Here is a 25,228-nt window from a genome sequence, read left to right on the forward strand (position 1 = left end):
CGCGACAAAAAAAGAGGGGTACGCGAACGTACCCCTCGAATATAGCCTATGCAGACGAATTGTCTACTCAGCGGTCTCCTCAGCAGGAGCCTCCTCGGCAGCGGTCTCCTCGACAGCCTCGACCTTCTTGGGAGCAGCGGCCTTCTTGGGGGCCGGAGCAGCCTTCTTGGCCTTGGGCGTGCAAGGCTCGGTGACGAGCTCCATGATAACGATGGGAGCGTTGTCGCCCTTACGGTTACCGAGCTTCATGATGCGGGTGTAACCGCCGTTGCGATCCTGCCACATGCCCTGAGCAGCCTTGTCGAAGATCTCGGCAACGAGCTGCTTATCGCCGAGCTTGGCGATAGCCAGACGACGAGAGTGCAGGTCGCCCTTCTTGGCCCAGGTGATGATCGGCTCGACAACCGAACGCAGCGCCTTGGCGCGGGTCTCGGTGGTCTTGATGCGGTCGTTCTCGAAGAGGGCCTTGGCCAGGCTCTTCTTCATGGCCTTGGTGTGGCTCGCATCGGTGCCGAGCTTCAGGCCCTTCTTAACGTTGTGACGCATGGTCTAGTTTCTCCTCAAATATGCGAAGCATTAAGCCTTCAGGCTCAGGCCCATGGACTCAAGCTTGTCCTTCACTTCCTCGATCGACTTAACACCGAAGTTGCGGATGTTCAGAAGATCGTTCTCCGAGAACTCAACGAGCTGACGGACCGAGTGAATGCTGGCACGCTTAAGGCAGTTGTAGGAACGGACAGAAAGGTCCAGATCCTCGATCTGCTTGTCCAGCTCGGCGTTGTCGTTGGTGACCTCGGGAGCGAAGATCGAAACCTCCTCCTCGACCTCGGGGGTCTCGGCAAGGTTCATAAAGGCAGCCATATGCTGGTTGATGATATTGGCAGCCTGGACCACGGCGTCGCGCGGGGCGATGGAGCCGTTGGTCTCGATCTCGAGGACAAGGCGGTCGTAGTCGGTGTGCTGACCGACACGGCAAGCCTCAACGAGCTTGGCGCAACGGGATACCGGCGAGTACAGCGAGTCGACGTGGATCACACCGATGGGATCGTTGTCGCGCTTGTTGGCCTCGCCAGAGACATAGCCGCGGCCATAGCCGATGCGCATGCTCATGGTGAGATGGCCACCCTCGGTGAGCGTAGCGATGTGCTGCTCGGGGTTGACCAACTCAAACTCGGACGGAATAAAGAAGTCCGCACCGGTGACCTCGCAGGGGCCGTCAACCGAGATGGTGGCGGTCGCCTCGTCGGTCGTGCCGAGAGCCCTGAAGACAAGACCCTTGACATTCAGGACGATGTCAGTGACATCCTCGACCATGTTAGGGATGGTCATGAACTCGTGCTGCGCACCATCGATCTGAATAGCCTCGACGGCGGCACCCTCGAGCGAGGACAGAAGAACGCGACGCAGGGAGTTGCCCAGCGTATCACCGTAACCGCGCTCGAGCGGCTCGACGGAGACACGAGCAGACGTCTCGTTGATCTCTTCGACCTGAACCTGAGGCCTAATGAATTCTGACATGTATTACCTCCAGCCTCAGCAGCCCGGATGGACTACTTAGAGTAGAGCTCGACGATGAGCTGCTCGTTGATATCACCGCTGATCTGCTCACGCGTCGGCAGAGCGAGCACGTTACCAGACAGCTTCTCGATATCGACCTCAAGCCAGCCAGGGACCTCAAAGCGCTCGGAGGAAATCAGAGCCTCCTTGATGGGGAGGAGGTCACGGAACTTCTCGCCGACAGCGACGACGTCGCCGGCCTTGACGCGGTAGGACGGGATGTCTACGCGCTTGCCGTTCACGGTGAAGTGACCGTGGCGGACGGACTGACGAGCCTCTTTACGGGTGCGAGCGAAGCCAAGACGGAAAACAACGTTGTCGAGGCGAGACTCAAGGATGATCATGAGGTTCTCACCGGTGACGCCGTTCATCTTACGGGCCTTGTTGAAGTAGCCGTGGAACTGCTTCTCCAGAACGCCATAGATGAACTTGACCTTCTGCTTCTCGCGCAGCTGCATGCCGTACTCAGATTCCTTGCGACGGCGCTTGGGCTGACGGATAGATTCCTTCTTGCTGCTGTAACCGAGCTCAGCGGGATCGATCCCGAGCTGACGGCAGCGCTTAAGAACAGGAGTCCTGTCGATTGCCATATTGATACGATCCTTTCAGTTACACGCGGCGACGCTTCTTGGGGCGGCAGCCGTTGTGCGGGATGGGGGTCTTGTCCTGAATGCTCGAGACCTCGAGGCCAGCAGCCTGGAGGGAGCGGATGGCGGTCTCACGACCGGAGCCGGGGCCCTTGACGAAGACGGAAACCTTCTTCATACCGTGCTCCATGGCCTGCTTGGCAGCAGCCTCGGCAGCCATCTGGGCAGCGAACGGCGTGGACTTACGGGAGCCCTTGAAGCCCACCTGGCCAGCCGACTTCCAGGAAATGACGTTGCCCTGGGGATCGGTGATCGAAACGATCGTGTTATTGAACGTAGAACGGATGTGAGCCTGGCCCACGGAAATGTTCTTACGGTCCGCGCGCTTCAGACGGGCAGCGCGAACGTTCTTCTTAGCAGTAGCCATCTATCTAGCGCTCCTTATTTCTTCTTCTTAGCACCGATCTGACGCTTCGGGCCCTTGCGGGTACGAGCGTTAGTGTGGGTGCGCTGGCCGCGGACCGGGAGGCCCTTGCGGTGACGAAGGCCGCGGTTGCAGCCGATGTCCATAAGGCGCTTGACGTTCTGGTTGCGCTCACGGCGGAGGTCGCCCTCAACCATGATCTGGTTCTTGTCGATATACTCGCGGATGGCGTTAACCTCATCCTCGGTGAGGTCCTTAACGCGCGTATCCACGTTAACGTTGCACTCGACGCAAATCTTCGTCGCAGTGGTGCGGCCGATGCCGTAAATGTAGGTCAGACCGATCTCAACGCGCTTCTCACGCGGGAGGTCGACACCATTAATACGGGCCAACGTAGTCTCCTCTCTTAACCCTGACGCTGCTTATGACGGGGGTTCTCGCAAATGACGAGGACCTTGCCATGGCGCCTAATGATTTTGCACTTATCGCACATCTTCTTGACCGAAGGACGTACCTTCATCGTTCTTCCTTTCGGTAGCGCTCAAACTACTTCCCTACTATCTACTCGCCCAGCCGCAGGCGTTTAAAACTATGGCTGGTCTTCACACACAATCCGACCGTAGGTTGAGCTAAGCCTGCAGTCGGAAATAGAGTGCGTGTATGCGTGCCGCTATTTGTAGCGATAGGTGATGCGGCCGCGGGTCAGGTCGTACGGGGAAAGCTCCACGACAACCCTGTCACCGGGGAGAATACGGATGTAATTCATTCGAATCTTGCCAGAAATGTTGCACAGAACCGAATGACCGTTCTCGAGCTCGACCTTAAACATGGCATTAGGCAACGGTTCCTTTACCGTACCCTCGAGCTCAATTGCGTCTTCCTTCTTCACAAGCAATCATCTTTCTCTAGAAAACGACAGCGATTGAGTATTCTACAACACGTATACACGCATCGTAATAACTTCGTAATGGCTCCACAACTACGTGGAACTTGTTACATTTGAAATGTAAAACAAAGCCGTTCCCTGATGCCCAAGATCGCCTTGAAATGAGAAGGCATAGACCTTGGGGTCATGCCTTCGAAATTGAAAGGCGAGGTTGGGCATCAGGGGGCGGCGACTTTTACATTTCTCCGCCTTGGAGCGAACACCAGGATCCTTGCGCATCGGCGGTGAGAATCACCGGACCGTCATTGGTGATGGCGACGGTGTTCTCGTAGTGCGCGGCGGGCAGGTGGTCGTTGGTAGTGACGATCCAACCGTCGGAGCCCGTACTCACATGGTTGGAACCCATCGTTACCATCGGCTCGATGGCAATGACCATACCAGCCTGGAGGCGAACGCCCCTCCCCTTCTTTCCATAGTTAGGAACGTTGGGGTCCTCGTGCATCACGCGGCCAATGCCATGGCCCACATAGTCACGAAGCACGCCATAACCGTGAGACTCGGCGAGAGACTGGACGGCATAACCAACATCCCCGATATGGTTACCGGGAACAGCCTGCTCAATGGCAGCCTTAAGGCAATCGCGCGTAACCTCGCACAGGGCCTTGGCCTCGGGCGTAGGGGTTCCGACGAAAAACGTCCATGCGTTATCGCCAACCCAACCGTCGACAACGGCTCCCGTATCGATAGAGATGATATCGCCATCGCGCAGGATCATATCGGGGTTGGGAATACCGTGGACCACGGCATCGTTGATCGATGCGCAAATGGTCCCCGGGAACCCGCCGTAACCCTTAAAGGCCGGGGTGCCGCCATGCATGCGGATAATCTGCTCCGCGAGCTGATCGAGCTCAAAAGTCGAAACGCCGGGACGCACCATGGCTCCAACGTGGCGGAGCGCCATCTTAGATAGCGCTCCTGCCTTCTTCATCTGCTCGATTTGCGTTGCAGACTTAATCTTAATCATAGACCGAGGGCCTCTTTGACATCCCCGTATACGGTCTCGCGAGCCTGGTCACCGTTGACCGACTTGAGCAGACCCTGGCCACGATAGTAATCGACAAGCGGGCTCGTGGACTTCTCGTAGACGTCGAGACGGTTCTTGATGGTCTCGGGCTTATCGTCGTCGCGCTGATACATCTCGCCGCCGCATTTGGGGCAGGTAACATCGGCGGCAGTGCCGGTGTAACCGCAGGCACGGCAGGTGCGACGCGAAGACAGACGATCGATGATGACCTCGGGGGCAACGTCGACCAGAAGGGCGCAGTCGATCTCGCGACCCATGGTGGAGAGCTCGGAATCGAGCGTCACAGCCTGGGCGGTGTTGCGCGGGAAGCCGTCGAGGATGAAGCCCTGCTGGGCGTCATCGGCGGCAAGGCGCTCCTTGACAAGGTCGATCACGAGCTGGTCGGGAACGAGCTCGCCAGCGTCCATGTACTTCTTAGCCTGAATACCAAGCTCGGTGCCACCCTTGACGGCAGCACGCAGCAGGTCGCCCGTGGAGATGTGGGCGACGCCAAACTCGGCGACGAGCTCCTGTGCAACGGTACCCTTACCGGCACCCGGAGCTCCGAGCAATACGAGGTTCATGAGCAATCCTCCTCTAGCCTATTTAAAGAATCCATCGTAATCATACATCTTGATCTGGCCTTCGAGCTTGTCGACCGTGTCGAGCACGACGCCGACCATGATGAGGATGGACGTGCCGCCAAATGCCTGGATCAGCTGATTGCCCGTGAAGGAGAAGATGATCGAAGGCACGATGGCGATGAGCGCCAAAAAGACAGCGCTGGGAAGCGTAATCTTGTTGAGCGCGTTCTTGATGTAGGCCGCGGTAGCCCTACCCGGACGAACGCCCGGAATAAAGCCGCCCTGCTTCTTAAGGTTGTCGGCCGTGTCATCGGGATTGAACACCATGGAGGTGTAGAAGTACGCGAAGAACACGATGAGGACAACGTTAAGCACCCAGTTGAGCCAACCGGTCGAAAGCGCAGAGGCAACTGCCTGAATCCAGCCGATGCCGGGGAAGAACACGGCAACCTGAGCCGGGAAGTACAGCAGCGCCGAAGCGAAGATGATCGGCACGACACCCGCGGTGTTGACCTTGATGGGCAGGTAAGTGGTCTGGCCACCCATCATGCGACGGCCCACGACGCGCTTAGCGTAGGAGACCGGAATGCGGCGCTGGCCGCGCTCAAGGAAAACGATCAGCGGGATAACCAGCAGGATGATGGCGCAGATGATCACCATAGTGATGATGCCACCGCCATTGCCCTCGGTGCTGGAGAAGATCGCCTGCGGCAGACCGGCCATGATGTTCGCAAAGATGATCAGCGACATGCCATTGCCGATACCGCGCTGGGTAATGAGCTCACCAATCCACATGATCAGCATGGCGCCCGCGGTGAGCGTGCCGACGATCATGAGGTCGAAGATGATCTCGGGAGCGGCGGCGCCATTAAAGCTGATGCCGAAGCTCTTAAAGAGGAAGAGGTAACCCACGGAGTTGAGGATTGCCAGAGCCAGGGTGAGGTAACGCGAATACTGCGTAATCTTGGTCTGACCGACCTCGCCCTCGCGGGCAAGCTCATGCAGGGAAGGCACAACGGCCTGGAGCATCTGGAGGATGATCGAGCTGGTGATGTAAGGCATGATGCCCAGCGAAAACACCGACACATAGCTCAACGCGCCGCCAGAGAAAAGATTCAGGAGGGCCATAGCACCTGCGGCGACCGAATTGTTATCGGTCGAGAAAAGGCCCAGCATCCCCTGGAAGGGAATGCCGGGCACAGGAACGTGCGCACCAATGCGGTACACGACGAGCATAGCTATGGTAAAAAGAATCTTTTCGCGCAGTTCTTTGATGCGGAAAGCATTCTTAAGACCATTTAGCACGGCAGCTCGACCTTTCCGCCGGCGGCCTCGATCTTGGCCTGCGCAGAAGCGCTGACCTTGTCGACCTTGACCGTGAACTTCTTGGTAAGCTCACCATTGCCGAGCACCTTGACGGGCTCGAACTCGCTCTTGGTGATGCGAGCGGCCTTAAGAGCGGCACCGTCGATCACAGCGCCATCCTCGAACTTACGCTCGAGACGCTCAACGTTAACAGCGGTGTACTCGATACGACGGGGGTTGCGGAAGCCCGGAAGCTTGGGCAGGCGCATAGCCAGCGGAGTCTGGCCACCCTCGAAGCCGGCACCCTTGGTGCCGCCAGAGCGAGAGCCCTGGCCCTTCTGGCCGCGGCCAGAAGTGGTGCCGTGACCCGAAGAATTGCCACGGCCAACGCGCTTGCGGTTCTTGGTGGAACCGGGCGCGGGAGTAAGATCGTGAAGCTGCATTTGCTACTCCTCTACAATCTCGACAAGGTGCTTGACCTTGAAGATCATGCCGCGGACGGACTCGTTGTCAGTAATCTCGCGAACCTCGCGGATCCTGTGGAGACCGAGGGCACGGACAGTACGGACCTGGTCCTGCTTGCAACCGTTGGTGCTGCGGACCTGCTTGATCTTGATGGTGTCAGCCATGCTTAGTTCTCCTTACCGACGAACATCTCGGAGACCGTCAGGCCACGGCGAGCCGCGACGTCCTCAGGGCTGGAGAGCTCCTTGAGGCCCTCGACGGCAGCCTTGATGATGTTGAGGCCGTTGTCGGTACCGAGGGACTTGGACAGGACGTTCTTGATGCCAGCAAGCTCAAAGAGGGGACGCACAGCGCCGCCGGCGATAACGCCGGTACCCTCGACAGCGGGCTTGATGATGATGCGACCGGCACCAAAGTGGCCGATAACCTCGTGCGGAATGGTGCCCTCTTCGGTCACCGGCACGTGGAACATGTTCTTCTTGGCATCGAGAGACGCCTTGGAGATGGCCATGGGCACCTCAGCGGACTTGCCCATGCCAACGCCGACGTTGCCCTTGCCATCGCCAACGACGACGAGAGCGACGAGGCTCATGCGACGACCGCCCTTGACGGTCTTCGACACGCGGTTGATGTAAACGACGCGCTCCTCGAACTCGGAGGCCTCGCGCTGCTGCTTCTGATTACGAGCCATGTGCTACATACCTCCTAGAACTCGAGACCGGCGGCACGAGCACCGTCGGCGAGGGCCTTGACGCGGCCATGGTAGATACGGCCACCGCGATCGAAGGCGACCTTGGTGATGCCGGCCTCGATGGCACGCTTGCCAACGAGCTGACCGACCTTCTCCGCAGCCTCCTTGTTCGAGGTGTGGGTGCCCTTGAACTCGGCCTCGAGGGTCGAGGCAGAGACGAGCGTCAGGCTGGAGCCCTTGCTGTCGTCGATAATCTGGGCATAGATGTTGGCGTTAGTACGGGTCACGCGAAGACGCGGACGCTCGGCGGTACCCGAGATCTTGCCGCGAACACGACGCTGACGACGCTTGAGGCCTTCCAGCTTCGCCTTATGCTTGTTCATACGTAAACTCCTAAAAAGGTTGATCTTGCCAGCACCTAACGGGGTGCTGGTCTTATGCGAGTGAGTCGGTTACGACTACTTGGCGGCCTTACCCAGCTTGCGGCGGATGTGCTCGCCAACGTAGTGGATACCCTTGCCCTTGTAAGGCTCGGGAGGACGATGGCCGCGGATCTCAGCGGCGATCTGACCGACCTGCTGCTTGTTGATACCCTTGACGTTCACGTGGGTGTTGTCGGGAACCTCGAAGGTGATACCCTCGGGAGCCTCGACGATCACGGGGTGCGAGAAGCCCAGGGAGAACTCGAGGTTCTTGCCCTTCTGCTGCACGCGGTAACCGACGCCGGCGAGCTCGAGCTTCTTCTCGAAGCCCTCGGAAACGCCAACAACCATGTTGTGGATGAGGGCGCGGGTGAGGCCGTGGCGGGCACGGGTCTCACGCTCGTCGTCGGGACGGGAAACGGTGAGGACGTTGTCCTCGATGTTGATAGCGAGCTTCTCATAGACATCGAGCTCGAGCTGGCCCTTGGGGCCCTTGACGACAACGTTGTTGCCGTTGACTGCCACTTCGACTCCGGCGGGAATCTGGACAGGCTTATTACCGATACGAGACACGGTGATCTCCTTTCCTTCTACCTACCGAGCGAATTACCAGACGTAAGCGATGATCTCGCCGCCGACGTTGTGCTTGCGAGCATCGCGGTCGGTCATGACGCCATGGCTGGTGGAAATAATGGCGGTACCAAGGCCACCGCGGACGCGGGGCATGTCGGCAACGCCGGTGTACTTACGCAGGCCCGGCTTGGAAATGCGGCGGATGCCGTTGATGACCTTAGCCTTCTTGGGACCATACTTAAGCGTGATGTGCAGAGTCTTCTGGGGAACGGTGTCCTCGACATCGTAGCCCTCGATGTAGCCCTCCTCGTGCAGAACACGAGCGATCTCGACGAGCTTCTTGCTGCTCGGCATGGAGACCGTGGCCTTGTTCACAGAGTTAGCGTTACGAATGCGCGTAAGCATATCTGCGATCGGGTCTGTAAGGTTCATACAGATTCTCCTTCGTTCTTGATGAACACGTGCTCTTGGTTCTTCGCCGCCCTTAACGGCAAAGCCTAACTAGCACGTTTTCCCTGTTCCAAACGGATGCTTGAAACGCTGGTAGTGACTTACCAGCTGGCCTTCTTAACGCCGGGAAGCTCGCCCTTGAGTGCAAGCTCGCGGAAGCAGACACGGCACAGGCCGAACTTGCGGTACACAGAGTGCGGACGGCCGCAGCGCTGGCAGCGCGTGTACTCACGAGTAGAGAACTTCTGCTTGCGATTGCACTTGACGATCATCGATGTCTTAGCCACTTATATCCTCCTCACATAGAGTATTGTTCGCCCCAAGCGCCGCCCCCTTGTGGGAACGGCGCTTATAGGGCAGGTGAACCTATTTCTTGAACGGGAAACCAAAGGCGTCCAGAAGGGCCTTGGCCTCCTCATCGGTGTTGGCGGTGGTCACGAAAGTGATGTCCATACCACGCTGGTGATCGACGGAGTCAAAGTCGATCTCGGGGAAGATGAGCTGCTCGGTGACGCCCATGGAGAAGTTACCACGGCCGTCGAAGCTCTTGGCGGAGATGCCGCGGAAGTCGCGGATACGGGGGATAGCGACGGAGGTCAGACGATCGAAGAACTCCCACATACGGTCGCCACGCAGGGTAACCTTGCAGCCGATCGGCATACCAGCGCGCAGGCGGAAGGTAGCGATGGACTTGCGGGCGCGGGTGATCATTGGCTGCTGGCCGGTGATGGCGCGCAGGTCGCGCACGGCACCGTCGATGGCCTTGGAATCGGTAGCGGCCTCGCCGACACCCATGTTCACGACGATCTTCTCAAACTTGGGGATCATCATGACGTTCTCGTACTGGAACTTGTCCTGAAGCTGCTGCTTGACCTCGTTGTTGTACTTGGCCTTCAGACGCGGCACATACTTCTCTTCTGCCATTGTTCACTCCTTCTTGGGGTTTTAAGCACGGGGCGTGGCCACGGTGGGTTGTCCTCGTGCCTCCTGACTGCATCCGCGCCGCTCATGGCATTTCGCGGTTTGGACTCGACGCAGCAGGAGCCGACAAAACAATCGGTACTATACGCGCATTGGGTGCGTATTTCCAGAAAAACATCGTCTGCCTGCACAACTCCACAACTCCCCCGCACAAATGGGTCCCAAAAAGCCGTTGCGGTGAAATAGGGACTGTTTGACGGCTTAACCGGCTTAAACAATCCGTATTTCACCGCAACTCATATATGGGGCGTTATTTTTGGCGAGGCAGGACCAGGTTGAGGACGACGGCGACAAGTGCGGCGACGGCAATGGAGGATCCGCCAAAGACGGTGTCGACCCATGCGGGGAATCCAGCGCCGGCAAGCGCGCCGGCCGTGCGCTCAATGCCCGTGCCAAAGGCGATAGAGAGACCCATGAGCGTGGTATCGCGCTGAGACAGGCCGTGGCGGGAAAACATGACCACACCGTTCATGCCGATGGTTGCGAACACGCCGATCGTGGCGCCGCCAATCACCGGTTGCGGAATGGACGTGAGCACTGCCGCGCACTTGGGCAGCAGGCCCGCGACGAGCAGAATGGCGGCTGCGAGCGTAAAGACCATACGGTTGACGACCTTGTTCTCGGCGATGATGCCCACATTCTGGCCAAAGGTTGCCGTGGGGACGCCGCCCAAAAAGCCCGAGAGCATACCGACGAGACCATTGGCGATCAATCCGCCCGAGATCTGACTATCGGTCGCGGGGGTATCGAGCGCCGCAGAGGACACGGCGGCAAACTCTCCCATAACCTGCACGGCGTTCACGATGGCCACAACGCCCACCACGGCGCACGCCGCTGGATCGAACACCAGACGATGGGCGCCAAACGCCGGTGGGGCAAACCAACTTGCAGTCGCGACAGCCGATAAGTCGACCATGCCCAACACCGCCGCAACGACAAAACCTGCGCAGATACCGGCCAGGATGCTGCCCAGCTTGAGCGCGCCCTTGCCGTAGTTACCAACCATAAAGGTGACGACAAACGTCACGAGCGCGACGGTCCAGTTGGTGACGCTGCCAAAATCGGCCGCGCCCTCCCCGCCTGCCATGGACGCCACGGCAACCGGGCACAGCGACAGGCCAATGACAAAGATGACGGTACCGAGCACCGGAGCTGGGAACAGAAAGCTCACGCGCTTAAACAAAAGACCGAAGAGTACGACGAGCGCGCCGCCGATAACTTGAGCGCCCAGCACGGCCTCGAAACCAAGCTCAAGACCGACCGCTTTAAGTGCCGGCACGAAGGTAAAGCTCGCACCCATCACAATGGGCAAGCCCGAGCCGACGATGCCTTTTATGGGGAACTGTTGAAGGAAAATGTCAAGCGCCGAGAGGACCAGCGACGCCTGAATGACGGCGGCTTCCTCTTGAGGGGTAAAGCCGCAGACCGACGCGATGATGATAGCGGGCGTAACGATACCCGCGAATGCCGCCAGCACATGCTGCAGTGCATGGGGCAATACCTGCACAAACGAAACTTTTCCCGTACGCTCGAACAGGGCGTCCCCTGCCACCGACTCTGCCATTTGCGCCTCCCATACCCTAGGCAGCGGCCCTATGCCGCCCAACGGGCGGACATTATAGGGCATATGGCACAGGTAGCATTTTGACCCGCATGCGGCAGAGGGCTGGGGTAGCTAATTTGGGACGGGGCTCTTTTAGCTACCCAACAGTGAGCGAACGCCTCGAGATGATTTTTCTGGGACGGTGATTTAAAAATCATTGCGTACCTAATGATTTTTAAATCCCCGTCCCAGAAAAATCATCGAGCAGGCAGGGTAGCTAAAAGAGCCCCGTCCCAAATTAGCTACCCCTGGGATGCGACTAGCGCTTGCGGGGGACGAGCTTGGTGCGACGCAGATGGATCATCTCGGCGGCGATGGAGATGGCGATCTCTTCGGGGTCCTCGGCCTGAATGGCAACGCCGATCGGCAGGTGCAGCTCGTCGATCTGGTCCTGCGTAAAGCCCTCCTGCTCCAAGCGAGCCCGCACAAAGGCCGTCTTGCGGCGCGAACCCAGGCATCCCAAATAGGCGGGCTTGGCGCGCAAGGCCTGAATCACCACATCGATATCGGACTTGTGGCCCGCCGTGGCGACGACTACCAGATCGCGCGGACCGATGGGGCATAACTCGTCCAGGTTCTTGTAGTCGACCAGACGACGGTCGTAGACGCCGGGTACCCATTCGGGCGTCAACGTGCCGGGGCGGTCATCGCACGCCACGACGGCAAAGCCCGCCGCCGTGAGCACGCGCGCCGTCGCGGCGCCCACGTGACCGCAGCCAAAGATGTATGTCAGGCCCTCGGGGCAAAGCGTCTCGATGTGCGCCGGGGGAATCTCGGAGGCGGCGTTGGTGTAGGTGACCTTACTCCCCTCTTCCGTCAGCGAAAGCCCGGGGCAGCCGGCAATGGTGCGGCGCGACTCCTCGCCATGGTATTCGGCGGCGTCGCTTTCGAGCGCGCTTGCGATAAACGGTTCAAAGTCGATGACGAAGTCGCCGATGCGTCGATACGCCAAGACGTCGGCAACCGACTGGAACAACGGCGCCTGCGATGCATCCAGGTGCAGATAGCACAGGCAGATGGCTCCGCCGCAGATCATGCCGGTATCGGAGTTCTCGCCGCCCATGGTGTAGCGGACCAGGCGCGACTGCCCCGCGCTCAGGAGCTCGCGCGCCTCGTCCAGCGCAAAGAGCTCGATCTTACCGCCGCCGATGGTGCCCGCTTGGCTGCCATCGGCAAAGACGGCCATCCAGGCACCCACACCGCGCGGTGACGACCCTGCCGTGCCGGCCACTACCACCAGCTCGCACGTCTTACCAGCCTTCAGAGCGCCAAGCGCAGCATTCACCACATCGAGCTTTTCCATCGTCGCTTCCTATCCCCTAAAAACGTCTGTGAACATGGCGAGCGCCTCGAGCACGCCGCCGCCGACCGACGTCGCCTTGTCCGAAATATAGTTGATATAGCTGGCATCGCCGCGTGGATCGACATCGGCACATTTAAAGCCCTCGGTCACCAGAACGCCGTCGGCCAAAAGCCCGCGCAAGCAGCCGTCAATCTGCGTGACCATGGGAGTGTCGCCCGCATACCCGATCACATCGCCGGCACTCACGATGTCGCCGATCGCGCGGTCGGACCTAAACACACCGGCGGCGGGGCTGTGGATAACGCGCTCCTTGCCATAGCCGGCGATGACACCCGGCACGCCCGTATTGGGCTGAGGCGAGCCTTGGGTGATGACGCGGCCGAGGAAATGCCCACGCATGGTCTCGACCACAGCATCGCAATCGACCGGCGCGGTAAAGCCCGGTCCTACGGCGATGACGACAGGCGCCATATCGCGCGTGGTGCCCAAATTGCGCTTGGCCAGGATCGCGTCGACCACGGCAGCGGGCTTAAGTTCGTCGAGCATCTTGGCCTGGGGATCCACCACGACGGCAACATCTCCGGCCTGGGTAATTGCAAGCGCCTCTGCCGGCGTCTGTGCCAAGCGAGCGCGAATGCCCTCGACCTGAACCTCGCCCAGGCGAATGGCCTCGCAAAAACTGATCGTGCGACGGATACACGTGGGAACCGCGATATCGGCCATGACAACCGACACGCCGGCGCGCACCAAACGGGCGGCGACGCCCGTGGCGATATCGCCGGCGCCGCGAACATAAACGAGCATTTCCGGGGCACCTCCCTGTGCTACGGTTTGAGCAGAGCAAAAGCGGTTCGACCGCTACTCTGATGATTATTTATTATCACAGTATTATACGGCGGTGAACAGATGGAAACGGTTAGCGGCAATCTTGCCTCGTCGCTCAGGATCGAGCCGGGCATCACCGCAATTATCGGCAGTGGCGGCAAGTCGACCTTGCTAAAGGCGCTCGGCCTTGAGCTTATGCGCGCGGGCGGCCGCGTGCTCCTCTGCACCACCACGCATATGTTTCCCGTCGCCGGCGTGCCATGGGACGGGACGGGTCGTCGCCTGGACGCCGTACCTTGGAAGCCGGGCGCCGCACATGTCCCCGGTTGCACCTGCGAGGCCTGCGAGGGCCTTGCGCGGGGAAGCATCTGCCAAGCAGGTGTCTTGGACCCCGAGACGGGCAAGCTCTCCGCCCCCGCCGAGCCGCTCGGCGAGCTGGCACAGCGCTTTAACTACGTCTTGGCCGAGGCGGACGGCAGCAAGCGGCTCCCGCTCAAAGCCCACGCCGCCTGGGAGCCGGTGATTCCCTCTGGCACGGCCAACATCGTCTGGATCGTTGGCGCCTCGGGGCTCGGCAAGCCCATCAACGAAGCCGTCCACCGCCCCGAGCTCTTTTGCGAGCGTTGCGGCTGCGAGACCACCGACATCGCCACGCCCGAGCGCGTCGCCCAGGTGCTCAATGCCGAGATGCAGGCGCTGGGACTCTGCACCGCACGCGTCATGCTCAACCAAGTCGACACGCTCAGCGACCCGGCTATGGCCGCCCGCTTCGAAGCAGCTCTCGACCGCTCCATCATCGCCACCAGCCTCCAGGGGTAGCTAATTTGGGACGGGGCTCTTTTAGCTACCCCATGTTGAGAGAAAAATCATCAGGTAGGCAGGGTAGCTAAAAGAGCCCCGTCCCAAATTAGCTACCCTGGCGGCACCCCCTGCTAGCGGGGCACGTAGCGACCGGGCTGGGCTCCGGTGGGCTCGCCATCGCGCGCCACCAGCACGCCGTTGACGTAAACGGCCTTGGCGCGACCATGCGCCTCAAAGCCCTCGAGCGGCGTGTAGTCCACAGCCTGATGCTGCGTCGCCGCGCTAATGGTCCAGCGCGCCCGGGGATCCCACACGCACACATCGGCATCGGAGCCCTCGGCAAGACATCCCTTGCGCGGATACATGCCAAACACGCGCGCCGGCTTCTCGCTCATCAGGCGGCAGAGGTCCTCGGGGCCCAGCTGTCCCTCAAAGCTCGTGGCAATCGCGACGGGACGATGCTCCACGCCGGGCCCGCCGTTGGGAATCGCGCGGAAGTCGTCGCGCCCGCGGTCCTTTTGCCCGTGCAGATTAAAGCTGCAGTGGTCGGTGGCGATAGTATCGATCTCGCCGGCCACAAGTGCCTCGCGCAGAGCCGCACGGTCGCCGGCATGGCGCAGTGGCGGACTCATCACATACTTGGCACCCGCAAAGCCGTCCTCTCCCTGCTCCAGATAGCAGGTGTCGTCGAGCATCAGATACTGAGGACAGGTCTCGACATAGATGTTCTTCTGCCCGCGCGCCTTGGCAGCGCGAATGGCCTCGAGCCCCAGCTTGGTCGAAAGATGCACCACGTTGACCGGAGCGTCCCCTGCCAAGTGCGCCAGATACAGCAGACGGCTCACGGCCTCGGCCTCGCACACGTCCGGCCGGCTGAGCGCATGCCCCTCGGGCCCATGAATCCCCTGCTCGTACACGCGCTTCTGCAGTTCATTCACCAACGTGCCGTTCTCGCAATGCACGCACAGGATACCGCCCACGCGCTTGAGCTCCTCGAGCACCTCGAGCGTCTCGACATCGTCCAAGCGCAGGTGGTCGTAGGCAAAGTAGGTCTTGAACGACGATACACCCGCCTCGCGCATGGCCGAAAGGTCGGCGCGATTGCGCTCATTCCACTCGGCGAGTGCCATATGAAAAGCGTAGTTTGCCGTGCAGGTGCCGTCGGCGCGGCGATGCCACTCGGCAAAGGCATCGGGCATGGTCACGCCGCGATCGGCCGTCGCGTAGTCCACGATGGTCGTCGTACCGCCGCAGGCAGCCGCGCGCGTACCGGTCTCAAAGCTATCGGCCGTCCAATCCATGCCAGTCCAGCACTGCATGTGCGTGTGGCCGTCGATAAAGCCGGGGAACACCCAGCAGTCGGTGGCGTCCTGGACGGTATCGCCCTCGGCCGGCTCGATTGATGCGGCAATCCGCACAATCTTGTCGCCCTCCATGGCAAGATCGGCGCGGCGAAGCCCCTGGGGCGTCACGAGCGCGCCGTTTTTGATGATGATCATGTTGCTCCTTATTGATTCATACAGTTGGCCACGCGATCAAAATACGAGCAGGCCGCGATATGCTCCGTTATGCGTCGCTGTCCCTTGGCGGTATCGACGTCCCACAGCTCGTAGGCACGCGCCTCGACCAGCACCACGTCGGTGCGGTCCTTGAGGATCGAACCGCCGCCGTCCTTGCCCTCAAGACACATAAGCGCATCGAACAGTTCCGTCGGAAAGAGCACCGGGCTCGAAGGCTCACCGTTGCACGCAAGACGTACCGGGTGCTTGCGGCCGCGCTCGTCAAACGCGCGAACCATGGCCTCAAAAGAATCCGCGCTCACAAGCGGCTGGTCGCCCGGCAAAAAGAGGCAACCTTTCCAGTTGTGATCGACTCCCCACGAAAGGCCCGCACGGACGCTTTCGCTGCGCAGCTCGCCATCGTGCAGCGCGCACGGGCAATGCTTGTCCTCGCAAATCTGAGCAACCTCGGGCCAACGCGTCGAAACCACAACGTCAAAGCCCCGGGGAACCGAATCGATGGTCCGGGCAATCAGCGGCTCGCCATAGATATCGGCAAGCATCTTGTTAGAGCCAAACCGCTTGCCCTCGCCCGAAGCCATAATGACGCAACCAAGTTTCATCTTCGCAAACCTCCCCTGGTTGCCTTGGACACCATAGTTGCTATACCCACCATACCAAGCTCGCACTCCGTCGGAACAGGCGCACGCTCGTTTTTCCAGCGAGCGCCCCTCGGCTCTCTGTAACACAAAGGAGGGCATCCCGCAGCGCAGGACACCCTCCTCTACATCAGTACGATATGCCTACTCGGCGTTGCCAGTAAACGTGGTACCGGTCTTGCCGGCAAGGCCATCGCGCGCCTTCTCGAGCAGCGTGATGAGCGCCGTGCGGCCCGGCTTGCTCTCGGCAAACGTCGAGGCGGCCTGAACCTTGGGCAGCATGGAGCCGCGACCGAACTCGTTGGCCTCGGACAGACGCTTAACGTCGGCAGCGGTCAGCGTGTCGAGCCACTGCTCGTGGTCGGTGCCAAAGCCAATGGCAACCTTCTCCACAGCCGTCAGGATGATCAGGGCATCGGCGTCGAGCTGCTCAGCGAGCTTCTCGGCCGCAAAGTCCTTATCGATGACGGCGGCAGCGCCCTTAAGGTGGTTGCCCTGGGACTTGGTGACGGGAATGCCGCCACCGCCGCAGGAGATCACCACATGGTTGGACTCGACGAGCGACTTGATGGTGTCGAGCTCGACGATGTTCACGGGCTTGGGCGAGGCAACCACGCGACGGAAGCCCTGCTTCTCGTCGTGGATGAACTGATAGCCGCGGTCGGCCTCCAGCTCCTTGGCCTCGGCCTCGCTCATCCACGGACCGATCGGCTTGACCGGGTCGGCAAAGGCCGGGTCGTCCGCCGCAACCTCGACCTGGGTGAGCACGGTGGCGACACCCTTGTCGATATTGCGGTCGAGCATTTCCTCGCGCAAGGCGTTTTGCAGGTCATAGCCAATGTAGCCCTGGCTCATGGCGCCGCAAACGGACAACGGGCAGGGAATGTACTTCTGAGGGTTAGAGCGCGTGAGCTCGGCCATCGCATTGGCGATCATGCCCACCTGGGGGCCGTTGCCATGCACGACGACGACCTCGTTGCCCTCCTCGATCAGGTCGACAATGGCCTTGGAAGTCGTCTTGACGGCCTCCATCTGTTCGGGAAGGTTGGCGCCGAGGGCGTTTCCGCCCAAGGCGACAACAATACGCTTAGCCATTTCTCAGCCCGGCTTTAGGCCTGGAACCAACGGGCGGTGTTTCGCTCGTCGAGGGCCTTGAGGGTGGCGGCGGGATCGGCAACCTTCTGCAGGAACATCATGGCAGCGATGGCATACGGCTTGTAGCTGGCCTCCTTGTACATGCCCACGCGGTGCATGTCGAAGACGTCGGCGTTAACCTCGCCGTGCTCGCAGGAGACACCGGAGATGTCGGCGGGCAGCGGGTGCATAAAGATGGTGTCCTGGCCGTTGGCAGTCTTCTCCATGAGCTCGGTCGTGGAGCACCAATCCTGATGGGTGGCGTTCTGAGCGAGCAGCTCCTTCTCGAGCGCTGCGATGCCGGCGTCGTCGCCCTCGGCGTACAGGTTGGTGCGCTTCTCCATGGCGGCAAACGGAGCCCAGCTCTTGGGGATCACGATGTCGGCACCCTCGAAGGCCTCGGCCATGGTGTTGACCTGCTTAAAGGTGGTGCCGGACTCGGCGGCATAGCCGCGAGCGCGCTCGACGACCTCGGGCATGAGGTCGTAGCCCTCGGGGTGAGCCAGGGTGACGTCCATACCAAAGCGGGGCAGCAGGCTGATCAGCGACTGCGGGCAGGACAGCGGCTTGCCGTAAGAGGGCGAATAGGCCCAAGTGACGGCAACCTTCTTGCCCTTGAGGTTCTCAAGGCCGCCAAACTCGTTGATGAGGTAGAGCATGTCGGCAGAGGACTGCGTGGGGTGGTCGGAATCGGACTGCAGGGAGATGAGCGTGGGACGGTGATCCAGAACGCCGTCCTCGTAGGCCTGTTGGACAGACTCGGAGACCTCGGCCATGTAGGCATCGCCCTTGCCGATGTACATGTCGTCGCGGATGCCGATGACATCGGCCATGAAGGAGATCATGGTAGCGGTCTCGCGGACGGTCTCGCCGTGGGCGATCTGGGACTTCTTCTCGTCAAGGTCCTGCAGCTCAAGGCCAAGCAGGTTGGCGGCCTTAGAGAAGGAGAAGCGTGTACGGGTGGAGTTGTCGCGGAACAGCGAGACAGCAAGACCGGAGTCGAAGATCTTAGACGAAACGTTGTTCTCACGCAGCTCGCGCAGGGCGTCGGCGACGATGTAGAGAGCCTTGAGCTCATCGGTGGTCTTGTCCCAGGTGTGCAGGAAGTCGCTGCCGTACATACCCTTAAAATCGAGGCCGTTCAGCTGCTCGACGAGCTCGGTAAACTTAGCGTCCATGTAAATATCCTTTCTAAAGGTGAAGCGATCGCAATGAGTAGATGTGCTCCGGCATGCGCGTGTGGCTAGAACATGCAGAGCACCATGACGAGGACCCGCCACCGTTGAGGAAGCATGGGAGATAACGACCGCGGGCCCCAAGTCAACAGGGGGTGCCGGGGACACGAGCGGCCCCCGGCTCAACAAAATCGAGGAATGGGACTAATCGATCTTGTTGTTGGTCAGACCGGCGCGGAACACGGTGGCGTCGCCATCGGCCTGGCTCGGATCGTAGAGGTTCAGGGCAGCAACGTACATGGCGGCAGCGGTGACCAGGTCGTCCTTGTAGGTGACCTCGTTGGGAGCGTGAGCCTGAGACTCGGCACCCGGGCCAAAGCCCACGCAGGGGATGCCGTAACGGCCCTGGATGGAGACGCAGTTCGTGGAGAAGGTCCACTTGTCGCACAGCGGGCGACCGGTGCGCTTGTCCATGCTGGGCTCGCAGCCGATACGCTCGTCACCAAACATGGCCTTGTGGGCGTCGACGAGGGCCTTGACGTGCGGAGCGGTCTCCTTGTTGATCCACGTGGGGAAATAAGCCTCGGTCTCGTAGACCTCGCCGGTCCAGGACGGACGGTCGTACATGTACATGGAGACCTTCACGTCGTCGCCGTACTTCTTGGCGGCCGGCAGGTTGCGGATCTCGTCCAGGCAGGACTCCCAGGTCTCACCGGCGGTCATGCGACGGTCGATGGAGATGGCGCAGGAGTCGGCCACGGCGCAGCGGCTGGGGCTGGTGTAGAAAATCTGGCTGACGGTGCAGGTGCCGCGGCCCAGGAAGCGAGCATCCTCGTAGTGCTCGGGGTTGTACTTGGGGTCGAGCATCTTGACGAGACCCTTGATGTCGGTCGACTCGTCGCAGCCGTTGTTGTTGAGGGCACGGACGTCGGCGATGATGTCGGCCATCTTGTAGATGGCGTTGTCGCCGCGGTCGGGAGCGGAGCCGTGGCAGGAAGTGCCGTGAACGTCGACGCGGATCTCCATGCGGCCGCGGTGACCGCGATAGATGCCGCCGTCGGTGGGCTCGGTGGAAATGACGAACTCGGGCTTAATGCCGTCCTTGTTGTAGATGTACTGCCAGCACATGCCATCGCAGTCCTCTTCCTGGACGGTACCGACGACCATGATCTTATAGCCCTCGGGGATAAGGCCCATGTCCTTCATCATCTTGGCAGCGTAGGTAGCGGAGGCCATGCCGCCCTCCTGGTCGGAGCCGCCGCGGCCGTAGATGATCTCGTCGGTCTCGTAGCCCTCATAGGGATCGGCGTCCCAGTTCTCGATGTTGCCGATGCCGACGGTGTCGATGTGGGAGTCGATGGCGATGATCTTGTCGCCCTCGCCCATAAAGCCCATGACGTTGCCCAGGCCGTCGACCTTGACCTCGTCATAGCCGAGGTTCTCCATCTCGGCCTTGATGCAGGCAACAACCTCGCCCTCCTCGCAAGACTCAGAGGGATGGGAGATCATAGCGCGCAGGAAGCGAGTCATATCAGCACGATGGGACTCAGCAGCAGCCTTGATAGCGTCAAAATCGAGTTCTTTAGCCATAACAGTCAACCTTTCTACAAGGGTTTACCTACAGGTGGATTTCTTTCAGATAGATCACTTGTGCCAAGCAGCGTGAGGTCGAGTACCCGGCAAGCAAGTAAACGTAGGGTGGCGGAGCATATGTTTGCTCCGTCGCGAGTTCCGCACGCAAAGGAAAGCACTTAATGTGCTTTCCGTCTTGCGCAGGACTGTTCGAGCAGGGAGTAAACATATGCTCCGCCACCCGGACAGGTTAGGCTCGCTAACAGGTGGGATACTCGCCCTCCCAGACGATGCGACGGTACTGATCCGGATCCGTGTCGCCCTCGGTGGAGAAGCAGAGCACGGAGCTCGTCTTATCCAGGCCGATGAGCTCCTTGAGCTCGGTGTACTCGGGGTCGAGCATGAGAGTCTCGACCAGGCCGGTGGTCACAGCGCCGGACTCGCCGGAGATGACGCGCGGGTCGCCCTTCTCGGGAGCGCCCAGGATGCGCATGCCGCGAGCGGTAACCCAGTCGGGGCAGGACACGAAGGCGGTGGCGTGGTTGCGCAGGATATCCCAGCCCAGAATGTTGGGCTCGCCGCAGCACAGACCGGCCATGATGGAGGGCATGTCGCCGTCCACGATGCGCGGGTCGCCGTCGCCGGCGGCAGCGCCCTTGTACAGGCAGGCGGCAGGCGCGCACTCGACCACGACGAAGGTGGGCGGGTTATCGGGATACAGGTTGGTGAAGTAGCCCACCACGGCGCCGGCCAGCGAGCCTACGCCAGCCTGGACAAAGACGTGCGTCGGGCGGTTGATGGCCATCTCGCGCAGCTGCTCGGCAGCCTCGGAAGCCATGGTGCCGTAGCCCTCCATAATCCAGGACGGAATCTTCTCGTAGCCCTCCCAGGCGGTGTCCTGGACGATGACGCCGCGCTCGCAGGCATCGGCCTCGGCGGCGGCCATGCGCACGCACTCATCGTAGTTGACCTCTTCGATGGTCACCGTGGCTCCCTCGGCGGCGATGTTATCGAAGCGGGGCTTGGTGGAACCCTTGGGCATGTGCACGACAGCCTTCTGGCCCAACTTGTTGGCAGCCCATGCCACGCCGCGGCCATGGTTGCCGTCGGTGGCGGTAAAGAATGTGGCCTGGCCAAAGTCCTTGGCAAGCTGATCGGAGGTCAGGTAATCGAAGGTGCACTCGGCAACGTCCTTGCCGGTCTCGTCGGCAATGTAGTTGGCCATGGCAAACGAACCACCCAGGACCTTAAAGGCATTAAGGCCAAAGCGATAGCTCTCGTCCTTGACGCACAGATTGGACAGGCCCAGGCGCGCGGCCTGGCCGTCCAGGCGGGCAAGCGGAGTGACGGTGTACTGGGGGAACGACTGGTGGAAGGCGCGGGCCTTCTTCACGTGGTCGAGGCTCATGATTCCCAAGTGCTTGTCATCGCTCTTGGGCATCGTGTTGCCCGCCCACTGGATCTTATCGGCCATACGGTGAACTCCTTAAGTCCTCTCTTGCCGGCCCCCGCATACGCGTTTCAGCCCATTCCCATTCATGAGACTGAACTTTTATGTGGATGCCAAACAAAAAGTTTGTTAGCAATGTTCTATCACACTTTTTGATTGGTAAACCTAACAAATTGTTTGTTGCCGTAATCGGTACCTTTTCGCCGACGAACGGTTACATAACGCAGCGGCACTTTCGTTATTTGCGAACAAGTGGGGTTTATGGCAAAGTGTGCCCAAACTAATTTTTAGGAAGGCACCCATGACCCCCGCACAGATTGAGTTTTTTAAGCGCCTTGCACACGGCCTGGCGCTCCAGTTTGGCCCCAACTGCGAAATCGTCGTCCACGATCTGGAGACCGAGGACGTGGACCACTCCATCGTGGTAATCGAAAACGGCCATGTAAGCGGGCGCAAGCTGGGTGACGGTCCCAGCCATATTGTGTTTGAGTCCATGCACGAGGACACCACCGACGTGCACGACCGCGAGCCATACCTCACCAAAACCGCCGATGGCAAGCTGCTTAAGTCCTCGACCATCTTTATCCGCAACGACGAGGGCAAGCCTGTCGGCATTTTGGGCATTAACTTTGACATTACGCTCATGAAAGCTTTTGAGCGCTCGCTCGATGCCTTTACCGGCACCGACGGCACGGGCTACACCGAGCCCGAGCCCATTACCAAAACCATCGGCGACCTGCTCGAAGATCTGCTGCGCGAGTGCGAGCAATACGTGGGCAAGCCCGCAGCCCTTATGACCAAAGATGAGCGCATTCGCGCCATTGGCTACCTCGACCGTCGCGGCGCCTTCCTCATTTCCAAGTCGAGCGAGCGTGCCTGCGAGTTCTTTGGCATCTCTAAGTACAGCTTCTATAGCTACCTCAACGAGGCAAAGGCTGCCGCCGGCGACAAGTAGGCAACTCGGCCGGATCGCCCTCCCCTTTTGGGCGTGAGTTCTGGAATGCACGAATCCAAGACTCGGCCGCAAGGCAAGTTCCATATAATCGAAGGACGAGACAGTTCGAAAGGATGGAGCAAGATGGGGTCGAACAGCGCATTACGCAACGACCGCAGAGGCTTCGCTTCTGGCGCCAGGCATGCGAAACGCGCGTTTGACGAGGGCGAAGACGATCTGTTTGCGTTGAGCCTCGACGACGTGATGAGCGACCGCCCCTGGACCGCCGACGAGCTCATGGGCGACGGAACCCATTCGGCAGGCGATCCTTCCGAGACGGCATCGTTTATCGCCGCGGCGCAGCATCTTGCGCCCGAACCGCCCGTTGCAGATCTCGACGACTTTGCGACCCGTCAGTTTGCCTTCGATTCCTGGGCTGATGCCGATCTGGACGAAACATCTTCCGGCGCGCCGACGCTCGGCGAGCCGGTAAATCCGCTTGTCGCCGCGTCCGCTTCCGAATACGAGCCGGACGACCATGCGCAAGCTATACCCACATCCTCATACACCGATAGCCACACTGATAACGACGATTATTATGGCGACTACTACGCCGCAGAAGAGGCGCCGCGCTTTTTGGATTTCAATCCAGTAGCAAAGATTATCTTTATAGCGATCGTCGTAGTGCTGCTTGGCGTCATTGCGTTTGAGGGATTCCAGCTGTTCCGCAGCCCTGTCGAGTCCGAATCGGCAACGCAGCAAAAAGAGGACGAGAGCAACGACTACCTCGACGTCAACAACCTCAAGGGCGACCCCAACGACGGGGACGAGTAGCGAGGGCTGAGGGAGGGCCGGAAGAGCCGGCGGCACGTTACGGCTCCAAAAGCCCTGCCATAAAGATGGGTAGATACAGCACGTTACCATCGCGGTGAAGATTACATTCCGCAAGTACCAGGGCGCGATCGATGCCGTAGCCCTTCGTCGCGAGCGCGTTGTCGAGTGCCGCGTGGGACTTAAAGCTCTTGCCCGATTTGACCTCGATAGCAAGCACTTCCCCATCGAGCGTCTCCTCCACAAAATCGAGCTCGCCGACCTTTTTAGACGTAAAGTAGCGCAATCTGAATCCGTGGGCTTTGAGCTCTTGCGCGACAAAGCCCTCAAACGCCGCCCCCATATTCATGCCAAAGGGGCCTTCTGCCTCTCCATCAAATACCCCTTGGGCAACCTTCTTGGAATACGACGACATGAGCATTCCGGTGTCCAAGTAAAACAGCTTAAACAGATTTCGCTGCTCCCCCAATAAAAGGGGTGCCACGGGCGCCGTTACGTTAAACACGGGAAGCGCAACTCCTGCCTCCGACAACCAGAGAAAATGATCTGTCACCTGCGAAAAACGTTTGACGCCGTTAATCGACGACAGCTTGAATCGCTTGTTTTTGGAGCCAGCCTCGCTGGGAATCAAATCGTAGATATCGCGAATAACCAAGCGTAGCTCGGGCGGAGCGTACTTTGCGATGTCATCGCGATACAGGGCGTGAAGATCGCGGTGGATGTTTCGAACCTCGTCGACATTGCGCGTCGCCAAGAAGGAATTGACCGCGTCGGGCATGCCTCCCACCACCACATACTGATGGAACAGATCGAGCAAGCGGTCATACAGGTAGCCGGGGAGCTCCTCCTCATCCTTTAGACAGCCCCTGAGCATGTCAAAGACGCTGGCACCAACGCCATTTGCCCAGCAAAACTCCTCAAAGTCGAGCGGATACATCTGGACCTGCTCGACATAGCCCACCGGCAGGGAATCGATGCCCTCGAGCTCAACGCCAAGGAGCGATCCGGTAAGGATGTATCGAAAGTCGCCGCGCTGGACCAGGTATTTGATAAACGTCACCACGTTGGGGCATCGCTGCACCTCATCGATAACCACGACGGTCTTGTTCGCAACCATCGGCTGCGTCGCAGCGATAGACATGCGCATAAGCAGGTCGTCCGCACTTTTCGCCGCCAAAAACGAATCGCGCACGGACGCGTCGGCGATAAGGTCGAACGTCACGACTTTTTCGAACGATTCGTTTGCAAAGACGTTGACCAGATATGACTTTCCTACCTGTCGGGCACCCTTGACCAAAAGAGCCTTGTTAGGCGACGAGGCAAGCCAAGATTCAAACTGTGCTTTCGCTTTTCTCTGCAGCATAAGCGCACCCCTTATTACGTGCTGTTTTAGCACTAGGATACACTTTTCCGTAGTTGAATGACGGTCGAATCGACATTTTTCGGTAATTTTA

At 59.9% G+C, this 25,228-nt stretch carries 31 protein-coding genes; 3 read left to right on the top strand and 28 right to left on the bottom strand.

What is annotated here, in order from left to right; genetic code table 11:
- Window positions 1-63 precede the first annotated feature (63 nt).
- The 21 genes from rplQ to yqeB all read right to left on the bottom strand — a co-directional run bounded on the left by rplQ (window position 64) and on the right by yqeB (window position 13,698).
- Window positions 64-546, bottom strand: coding sequence for a 50S ribosomal protein L17 (rplQ, locus tag ACTQV4_RS07920; protein ID WP_271742473.1), 483 nt, complete (start codon window positions 544-546; stop codon window positions 64-66).
- Window positions 547-576: 30 nt separating this feature from the next.
- Window positions 577-1,518, bottom strand: a complete 942-nt coding sequence (locus tag ACTQV4_RS07925) for a DNA-directed RNA polymerase subunit alpha (RefSeq protein WP_154516055.1) — start codon at window positions 1,516-1,518, stop codon at window positions 577-579.
- A 32-nt stretch (window positions 1,519-1,550) separates the two neighbouring features.
- The gene (gene rpsD, locus ACTQV4_RS07930; protein WP_006235275.1) at window positions 1,551-2,147 is read right to left on the bottom strand and encodes a 30S ribosomal protein S4; all 597 of its coding nucleotides are present in this window, start codon (window positions 2,145-2,147) and stop codon (window positions 1,551-1,553) included.
- Between the two features lie 19 nt (window positions 2,148-2,166).
- Entirely contained in the window at window positions 2,167-2,571 is a 405-nt protein-coding gene (rpsK, locus tag ACTQV4_RS07935; RefSeq protein WP_006235274.1) for a 30S ribosomal protein S11, read from the bottom strand.
- Between the two features lie 14 nt (window positions 2,572-2,585).
- Window positions 2,586-2,960 (bottom strand): 30S ribosomal protein S13, encoded by a 375-nt coding sequence (rpsM, locus tag ACTQV4_RS07940; protein WP_154516058.1) that lies wholly within the window; start codon window positions 2,958-2,960, stop codon window positions 2,586-2,588.
- Window positions 2,961-2,974: 14 nt separating this feature from the next.
- The gene (gene rpmJ / locus ACTQV4_RS07945) at window positions 2,975-3,088 is read right to left on the bottom strand and encodes a 50S ribosomal protein L36 (protein ID WP_006363204.1); all 114 of its coding nucleotides are present in this window, start codon (window positions 3,086-3,088) and stop codon (window positions 2,975-2,977) included.
- Between the two features lie 150 nt (window positions 3,089-3,238).
- Window positions 3,239-3,457: a translation initiation factor IF-1 gene (gene infA, locus ACTQV4_RS07950; protein ID WP_035137443.1), complete on the bottom strand. Its 219-nt coding sequence runs from the start codon at window positions 3,455-3,457 to the stop codon at window positions 3,239-3,241.
- Window positions 3,458-3,689: 232 nt separating this feature from the next.
- Window positions 3,690-4,478 carry a type I methionyl aminopeptidase gene (gene map / locus ACTQV4_RS07955; RefSeq protein ID WP_441569584.1) on the bottom strand — a complete coding sequence of 263 codons (789 nt, stop codon included), beginning with the start codon at window positions 4,476-4,478 and terminating at the stop codon, window positions 3,690-3,692.
- On the bottom strand, window positions 4,475-5,101 hold the full coding sequence (locus ACTQV4_RS07960) for an adenylate kinase (protein ID WP_154516064.1): 627 nt from the start codon (window positions 5,099-5,101) through the stop codon (window positions 4,475-4,477). The genes map and ACTQV4_RS07960 overlap by 4 nt, the downstream gene beginning before the upstream one ends.
- An 18-nt stretch (window positions 5,102-5,119) precedes the next feature.
- Window positions 5,120-6,406: a preprotein translocase subunit SecY gene (gene secY, locus ACTQV4_RS07965; protein WP_370450586.1), complete on the bottom strand. Its 1,287-nt coding sequence runs from the start codon at window positions 6,404-6,406 to the stop codon at window positions 5,120-5,122.
- Window positions 6,400-6,849 carry a 50S ribosomal protein L15 gene (rplO, locus tag ACTQV4_RS07970; protein ID WP_006235267.1) on the bottom strand — a complete coding sequence of 150 codons (450 nt, stop codon included), beginning with the start codon at window positions 6,847-6,849 and terminating at the stop codon, window positions 6,400-6,402. The genes secY and rplO overlap by 7 nt, the downstream gene beginning before the upstream one ends.
- 3 nt (window positions 6,850-6,852) lie before the next feature.
- The gene (gene rpmD, locus ACTQV4_RS07975) at window positions 6,853-7,035 is read right to left on the bottom strand and encodes a 50S ribosomal protein L30 (protein WP_154516067.1); all 183 of its coding nucleotides are present in this window, start codon (window positions 7,033-7,035) and stop codon (window positions 6,853-6,855) included.
- Window positions 7,036-7,037: 2 nt separating this feature from the next.
- Window positions 7,038-7,562, bottom strand: a complete 525-nt coding sequence (gene rpsE, locus ACTQV4_RS07980) for a 30S ribosomal protein S5 (RefSeq protein WP_154516070.1) — start codon at window positions 7,560-7,562, stop codon at window positions 7,038-7,040.
- Between the two features lie 14 nt (window positions 7,563-7,576).
- Window positions 7,577-7,945 (bottom strand): 50S ribosomal protein L18, encoded by a 369-nt coding sequence (gene rplR, locus ACTQV4_RS07985; protein ID WP_118270231.1) that lies wholly within the window; start codon window positions 7,943-7,945, stop codon window positions 7,577-7,579.
- Window positions 7,946-8,020: 75 nt separating this feature from the next.
- The gene (gene rplF / locus ACTQV4_RS07990; protein WP_370450587.1) at window positions 8,021-8,557 is read right to left on the bottom strand and encodes a 50S ribosomal protein L6; all 537 of its coding nucleotides are present in this window, start codon (window positions 8,555-8,557) and stop codon (window positions 8,021-8,023) included.
- A gap of 33 nt (window positions 8,558-8,590) precedes the next feature.
- On the bottom strand, window positions 8,591-8,989 hold the full coding sequence (rpsH, locus tag ACTQV4_RS07995; RefSeq protein WP_006235262.1) for a 30S ribosomal protein S8: 399 nt from the start codon (window positions 8,987-8,989) through the stop codon (window positions 8,591-8,593).
- Between the two features lie 119 nt (window positions 8,990-9,108).
- Complete coding sequence (locus tag ACTQV4_RS08000; protein ID WP_022094280.1) at window positions 9,109-9,294, bottom strand: type Z 30S ribosomal protein S14; 186 nt, start codon at window positions 9,292-9,294, stop codon at window positions 9,109-9,111.
- Window positions 9,295-9,373: 79 nt separating this feature from the next.
- Window positions 9,374-9,931 (bottom strand): 50S ribosomal protein L5, encoded by a 558-nt coding sequence (gene rplE, locus ACTQV4_RS08005; RefSeq protein ID WP_154516073.1) that lies wholly within the window; start codon window positions 9,929-9,931, stop codon window positions 9,374-9,376.
- Window positions 9,932-10,238: 307 nt separating this feature from the next.
- On the bottom strand, window positions 10,239-11,552 hold the full coding sequence (locus ACTQV4_RS08010) for a uracil-xanthine permease family protein (protein WP_441015023.1): 1,314 nt from the start codon (window positions 11,550-11,552) through the stop codon (window positions 10,239-10,241).
- Between the two features lie 298 nt (window positions 11,553-11,850).
- Window positions 11,851-12,894 (bottom strand): XdhC family protein, encoded by a 1,044-nt coding sequence (locus ACTQV4_RS08015; protein WP_441569585.1) that lies wholly within the window; start codon window positions 12,892-12,894, stop codon window positions 11,851-11,853.
- Between the two features lie 9 nt (window positions 12,895-12,903).
- On the bottom strand, window positions 12,904-13,698 hold the full coding sequence (yqeB, locus tag ACTQV4_RS08020; RefSeq protein ID WP_441569586.1) for a selenium-dependent molybdenum cofactor biosynthesis protein YqeB: 795 nt from the start codon (window positions 13,696-13,698) through the stop codon (window positions 12,904-12,906).
- A gap of 102 nt (window positions 13,699-13,800) precedes the next feature.
- On the opposite strand from yqeB, the gene yqeC reads away from it, so the two are divergent.
- Window positions 13,801-14,538, top strand: coding sequence for a selenium cofactor biosynthesis protein YqeC (gene yqeC / locus ACTQV4_RS08025; RefSeq protein WP_441569587.1), 738 nt, complete (start codon window positions 13,801-13,803; stop codon window positions 14,536-14,538).
- Window positions 14,539-14,651: 113 nt separating this feature from the next.
- Here yqeC and hydA read toward each other — a convergent pair whose 3' ends face one another.
- The 6 genes from hydA to dpaL form a co-directional block, all read right to left on the bottom strand.
- Window positions 14,652-16,019 (bottom strand): dihydropyrimidinase, encoded by a 1,368-nt coding sequence (gene hydA, locus ACTQV4_RS08030; protein WP_441569588.1) that lies wholly within the window; start codon window positions 16,017-16,019, stop codon window positions 14,652-14,654.
- 8 nt (window positions 16,020-16,027) lie between these two features.
- Entirely contained in the window at window positions 16,028-16,642 is a 615-nt protein-coding gene (locus ACTQV4_RS08035) for a nucleotidyltransferase family protein (protein ID WP_441569589.1), read from the bottom strand.
- Window positions 16,643-16,822: 180 nt separating this feature from the next.
- Complete coding sequence (gene arcC / locus ACTQV4_RS08040; RefSeq protein ID WP_441567424.1) at window positions 16,823-17,773, bottom strand: carbamate kinase; 951 nt, start codon at window positions 17,771-17,773, stop codon at window positions 16,823-16,825.
- A 14-nt stretch (window positions 17,774-17,787) separates the two neighbouring features.
- On the bottom strand, window positions 17,788-18,990 hold the full coding sequence (ygeW, locus tag ACTQV4_RS08045) for a knotted carbamoyltransferase YgeW (RefSeq protein WP_441032356.1): 1,203 nt from the start codon (window positions 18,988-18,990) through the stop codon (window positions 17,788-17,790).
- Between the two features lie 201 nt (window positions 18,991-19,191).
- Window positions 19,192-20,577, bottom strand: coding sequence for a YgeY family selenium metabolism-linked hydrolase (locus tag ACTQV4_RS08050; protein ID WP_441567428.1), 1,386 nt, complete (start codon window positions 20,575-20,577; stop codon window positions 19,192-19,194).
- Window positions 20,578-20,818: 241 nt separating this feature from the next.
- Complete coding sequence (dpaL, locus tag ACTQV4_RS08055; protein ID WP_441569590.1) at window positions 20,819-22,033, bottom strand: diaminopropionate ammonia-lyase; 1,215 nt, start codon at window positions 22,031-22,033, stop codon at window positions 20,819-20,821.
- Between the two features lie 277 nt (window positions 22,034-22,310).
- Between dpaL and ACTQV4_RS08060 the strand changes: the two genes are divergently transcribed.
- Both ACTQV4_RS08060 and ACTQV4_RS08065 read left to right on the top strand, forming a co-directional pair.
- Window positions 22,311-22,964, top strand: coding sequence for a helix-turn-helix transcriptional regulator (locus ACTQV4_RS08060; protein WP_441567432.1), 654 nt, complete (start codon window positions 22,311-22,313; stop codon window positions 22,962-22,964).
- Window positions 22,965-23,009: 45 nt separating this feature from the next.
- Entirely contained in the window at window positions 23,010-23,777 is a 768-nt protein-coding gene (locus ACTQV4_RS08065) for a hypothetical protein (protein WP_441569591.1), read from the top strand.
- Window positions 23,778-23,814: 37 nt separating this feature from the next.
- Here ACTQV4_RS08065 and ACTQV4_RS08070 read toward each other — a convergent pair whose 3' ends face one another.
- Entirely contained in the window at window positions 23,815-25,137 is a 1,323-nt protein-coding gene (locus ACTQV4_RS08070; protein ID WP_441569592.1) for an ATP-binding protein, read from the bottom strand.
- Between the last annotated feature and the right edge of the window lie 91 nt (window positions 25,138-25,228).

The sequence above is a fragment of the Collinsella sp. LCP19S3_B11 genome, from assembly GCF_052121915.1.
Taxonomy (GTDB): domain Bacteria; phylum Actinomycetota; class Coriobacteriia; order Coriobacteriales; family Coriobacteriaceae; genus Collinsella.

Excerpts from the sequence above, each read along its gene's own strand:
- ACTQV4_RS08015 (WP_441569585.1), bottom strand. The coding sequence starts at position 12,894 with ATGGAAAAGCTCGATGTGGTGAATGCTGCGCTTGGCGCTCTGAAGGCT.
- rpsK (WP_006235274.1), bottom strand. The coding sequence starts at position 2,571 with ATGGCTACTGCTAAGAAGAACGTTCGCGCTGCCCGTCTGAAGCGCGCG.
- ACTQV4_RS07925 (WP_154516055.1), bottom strand. The coding sequence starts at position 1,518 with ATGTCAGAATTCATTAGGCCTCAGGTTCAGGTCGAAGAGATCAACGAG.
- yqeC (WP_441569587.1), top strand. The coding sequence starts at position 13,801 with ATGGAAACGGTTAGCGGCAATCTTGCCTCGTCGCTCAGGATCGAGCCG.
- ACTQV4_RS07960 (WP_154516064.1), bottom strand. The coding sequence starts at position 5,101 with ATGAACCTCGTATTGCTCGGAGCTCCGGGTGCCGGTAAGGGTACCGTT.
- map (WP_441569584.1), bottom strand. The coding sequence starts at position 4,478 with ATGATTAAGATTAAGTCTGCAACGCAAATCGAGCAGATGAAGAAGGCA.
- ACTQV4_RS08065 (WP_441569591.1), top strand. The coding sequence starts at position 23,010 with ATGCACGAATCCAAGACTCGGCCGCAAGGCAAGTTCCATATAATCGAA.
- rpsE (WP_154516070.1), bottom strand. The coding sequence starts at position 7,562 with ATGGCTCGTAATCAGAAGCAGCAGCGCGAGGCCTCCGAGTTCGAGGAG.
- rpmJ (WP_006363204.1), bottom strand. The coding sequence starts at position 3,088 with ATGAAGGTACGTCCTTCGGTCAAGAAGATGTGCGATAAGTGCAAAATC.
- rpsH (WP_006235262.1), bottom strand. The coding sequence starts at position 8,989 with ATGAACCTTACAGACCCGATCGCAGATATGCTTACGCGCATTCGTAAC.
- ACTQV4_RS08035 (WP_441569589.1), bottom strand. The coding sequence starts at position 16,642 with ATGAAACTTGGTTGCGTCATTATGGCTTCGGGCGAGGGCAAGCGGTTT.
- rplR (WP_118270231.1), bottom strand. The coding sequence starts at position 7,945 with ATGAACAAGCATAAGGCGAAGCTGGAAGGCCTCAAGCGTCGTCAGCGT.
- ACTQV4_RS08060 (WP_441567432.1), top strand. The coding sequence starts at position 22,311 with ATGACCCCCGCACAGATTGAGTTTTTTAAGCGCCTTGCACACGGCCTG.
- rpsD (WP_006235275.1), bottom strand. The coding sequence starts at position 2,147 with ATGGCAATCGACAGGACTCCTGTTCTTAAGCGCTGCCGTCAGCTCGGG.
- rplE (WP_154516073.1), bottom strand. The coding sequence starts at position 9,931 with ATGGCAGAAGAGAAGTATGTGCCGCGTCTGAAGGCCAAGTACAACAAC.
- ACTQV4_RS08070 (WP_441569592.1), bottom strand. The coding sequence starts at position 25,137 with ATGCTGCAGAGAAAAGCGAAAGCACAGTTTGAATCTTGGCTTGCCTCG.
- arcC (WP_441567424.1), bottom strand. The coding sequence starts at position 17,773 with ATGGCTAAGCGTATTGTTGTCGCCTTGGGCGGAAACGCCCTCGGCGCC.
- rplO (WP_006235267.1), bottom strand. The coding sequence starts at position 6,849 with ATGCAGCTTCACGATCTTACTCCCGCGCCCGGTTCCACCAAGAACCGC.
- dpaL (WP_441569590.1), bottom strand. The coding sequence starts at position 22,033 with ATGGCCGATAAGATCCAGTGGGCGGGCAACACGATGCCCAAGAGCGAT.
- ACTQV4_RS08010 (WP_441015023.1), bottom strand. The coding sequence starts at position 11,552 with ATGGCAGAGTCGGTGGCAGGGGACGCCCTGTTCGAGCGTACGGGAAAA.
- rpmD (WP_154516067.1), bottom strand. The coding sequence starts at position 7,035 with ATGGCTGACACCATCAAGATCAAGCAGGTCCGCAGCACCAACGGTTGC.
- ygeW (WP_441032356.1), bottom strand. The coding sequence starts at position 18,990 with ATGGACGCTAAGTTTACCGAGCTCGTCGAGCAGCTGAACGGCCTCGAT.
- hydA (WP_441569588.1), bottom strand. The coding sequence starts at position 16,019 with ATGATCATCATCAAAAACGGCGCGCTCGTGACGCCCCAGGGGCTTCGC.
- ACTQV4_RS08050 (WP_441567428.1), bottom strand. The coding sequence starts at position 20,577 with ATGGCTAAAGAACTCGATTTTGACGCTATCAAGGCTGCTGCTGAGTCC.
- rplQ (WP_271742473.1), bottom strand. The coding sequence starts at position 546 with ATGCGTCACAACGTTAAGAAGGGCCTGAAGCTCGGCACCGATGCGAGC.
- yqeB (WP_441569586.1), bottom strand. The coding sequence starts at position 13,698 with ATGCTCGTTTATGTTCGCGGCGCCGGCGATATCGCCACGGGCGTCGCC.